The sequence below is a fragment of the Mesorhizobium sp. M7A.F.Ca.US.005.03.2.1 genome (genome assembly GCF_003997795.1).
Classification (GTDB): domain Bacteria; phylum Pseudomonadota; class Alphaproteobacteria; order Rhizobiales; family Rhizobiaceae; genus Mesorhizobium; species Mesorhizobium ciceri.
Genome location: NZ_RZRP01000783.1, coordinates 1 through 2,964, shown reverse-complemented (window position 1 = coordinate 2,964; position 2,964 = coordinate 1). Strand labels below are relative to the sequence as shown.

General features: G+C 62.6%; 3 protein-coding genes. 1 reads left to right on the top strand and 2 read right to left on the bottom strand.

Annotation, left to right across the window (positions count from 1 at the left end):
• On the bottom strand, positions 1 to 979 hold a 979-nt coding region (locus tag EN991_RS30220; RefSeq protein ID WP_127370113.1), incomplete at its 3' end, for a hypothetical protein.
• Between the two features lie 289 nt (positions 980 to 1,268).
• On the bottom strand, positions 1,269 to 1,877 hold the full coding sequence (locus tag EN991_RS30215) for a TetR/AcrR family transcriptional regulator (protein ID WP_013532796.1): 609 nt from the start codon (positions 1,875 to 1,877) through the stop codon (positions 1,269 to 1,271).
• A gap of 120 nt (positions 1,878 to 1,997) precedes the next feature.
• Here EN991_RS30215 and EN991_RS30210 point away from each other — a divergent pair.
• Positions 1,998 to 2,964, top strand: a 967-nt coding sequence (locus EN991_RS30210) for an MFS transporter (protein ID WP_127370112.1), incomplete at its 3' end; no start/stop codon positions are given.

The window sequence follows — 2,964 nt, the reverse complement described above, 5'->3', positions numbered from 1 at the left end:
GTGTGGCGCCGGCCGTACCCCAGCGCGAACCGCCGAAGGAGGCGAGCGCCTTGTCCTTGAGCTCCCTGAACTTCGACGACGCCTCGGCCAACCGGGCGTCCCAGGCCGGATCCGGCACCTGGCCCGCGATGGTCTTGAAATAGACCTGCATCAGGCAAGCGATGGCGAAAGGCTCGATGAAGGCCGCCTTGAACGCCCAGGCGAAGACGATGGCGAGCACGAAGGCCCAGCCGGCGAGCTGGCCGGGCATCAGGAACAGAATGGCGCCGGCAGGCGCCAGCATCATCAGAAAGATGACGAACGACACGCCCCACATGATGACCGCCAGCCAGACGGCGTTCTTGACCATGACCTTGCCGTTCTGGGCATAGAGCACGACGCCTTGGCGCGCCGTCTCGAAGGGTGAGGCTGAATTGATGCGGATGTTGTAGCCGAGGATGATCTCGTCGACATAGGTCAGCGACAGGCGGATCACCGTGTTGATGAAGGAGACCAGGCCGCTCAGGCCCGGTATCGGCAGGAAGGCGGCGATACCGCCGAGCAGGCCGGTGATGGCGCGGATGGCACCCTTGACGAGTTGGTCGACGACGAAAAGGATATTGGCCTCGGCAAAACGCTGGGTGACGACATCCCTGGCGTAGGCGATCTGGTCCTGACCGCCGGGAATGTCGCGGCCGTCGATCAGATGAACCATGACGGCGATGTGGCCGGCCTTGACGATATAGAGGATGTATTCACGGATCCAGTAGACCGCGATCGAGACGATGCCAAACCCGACCACGCCGCCCCACAGGGCAAAGGACATGGGCCCGTCGGGATCGGTGGAGATATGGCCGACACCATAGCCGACCGAGGCACCGGTGCCGGTCGCCATGATGTAGGCCAGCGTGATGCCGAAATAGACGATCATACGAAAGACGATGAACGGCCAGGTCCGCATCATGATGGACACCGACCGGCCGATCTCGAAATCCCACATGTGCCCCGAATCTCCGCCTCAGAGATGGTGGAAGAGGATGAACTCAACCCGACGATTGTCAATTGCCGGCCCTGGCACCACAGGGCGACGAATTCTGGGCAACGGTTTTCTTTCGCAGCCTTTCGCCGGCGCATTGTCTGACGGAGCATCAAACGAAAAACCCGCCTGTGCGGCGGGTCACCGGCGCAAATCAGCACCATGGACGAATATGTACCTTAGCTGAGGGCAGGTGTCGAGAAAAAATTCCTATCGGGAACAGCTGCCGGCACGAAAAGCTCCGGTGGGAACTTCAATTCGACTGCGGATCCGGCTTCTTGAGCAGGCCTTCGAGCAGTTGCTTGAACGCCGTCACCACCTTCTTGGACGTCGCTTCGGGGTCGTCCGAATTGGCGATCCGTTGCGCTGCCTGGCTGCTCGCTCCGTTGATCAGTCGCGAGGCCGTCTCGGGGTCGAGGCTCGAGACAACGACCCCCTCCTCCTGCAGCGCGGTCAGATGGTCGGTCATTGACACGATGCACGCACTGGCATTCGGCCATTGCGCTGGATCCCCCAGCACGGCCGGGCCATCCCGGAACATGATGCGCTGGATTTCCGGCTCCAGCGCCATCTCGATATAGGTCGAGCACTCGTCGACGAAATGCTGCCAGCGGGTCGGCGCTCTCGACGCGACCTCATTGATGCGCGCCGCCATCTCGCCGTCGATCTGGGCTATGACCGCCTGCAGCAGCCCCTTCTTGTCGCCGAAATGATGATAGAGCGCGCCGCGCGTCAGCCCGGCCGAAGCGGTGAAATCATCCATCGAGGCTTCCGCATAGCCTGTTGTGCCGAAGGCATGGCGGGCCGCCGCGATCAGCTTTGCGCGCGTCTCGGCGATCATCTCCTTGCGGGGTCTGTGCATGGCTTCTGGCCCTATTCACATACGTAACGTATGCCAATTGACATACGCGGCGTATGCTCTATTTAACAAGCATACGCTTCGTATGTAATTGCCGAATCGTCCTTTGTCGAGGAACCACCCATGCAAAATCCCTATTCGGAAATCTTTCGTGCCCCCGGAGCCAAGGGCTTTGCGGCCGCCGGATTCATGGCGCGCCTGCCGATCGCCATGGCGCCCATCGGCATCGTGGCGATGCTGTCGCAGACGCGTGGCGAATACTGGCTGGCCGGAGCCGTCTCGGCAACATACGCGCTGGCCAACGCTTTCGTTGCGCCGCAGATATCCAGACTGGTGGACCGCCTGGGCCAGACACGGATCGTCGTGCCCACCACCATCATCGCGGTGCTGGCTTTCGCCGTCCTGATAGCGGCGGCCAACCAGGACTGGCCGGTGTGGACGCTGTTCGTGTCGGCCCTACTGGCCGCGGCCATGCCAAGCATGCCGGCGATGGTGCGGGCGCGCTGGACAGAGATTTTCCGCGGACGGCCGCAGATGAACACCGCATTCGCCTTCGAGTCCGCGGCCGATGAACTGGTCTATATCGCCGGGGCATCGCTATCGGTCGGTCTCAGTGCTGCCCTGTTCCCGGAAGCCGGCGTTCTGGTGAGCACATTATTTCTCGCATTCGGATCAGCGGCCTTCATCCTGCAACGCTCGACGGAGCCGCAAGTGCGGCCGGTGGACCATGGCTCAAGCGGCTCGGCGATCCGCCTGCGGCCGGTTCAGATCATCACCTTCGCCCTGATCTTCATCGGCGCGACCTTCGCGACGACGGAAGTCAGCACCGTGGCGATCACCAAGGAGCTTGGCCAGCCCGGCGCCGCCAGCCTTGTCATCGGCGTTTATGCGCTGGGATCGTTCGTGCTCGGTATCATCGTCGGCGCGCTCAGCCTGAAGGCGCCGCTGCAACGCCAGCTCGCCATCGCAGTCGCCCTCGTCGCGCTCGGCACGCTGTTGCCGCTCACCGCCGACACCGTGCCACTGCTGGCGCTGACTGTGTTCATCAGCGGCGTGGCGATTTCGCCGACCTTCATCACCGCCTTCGGCC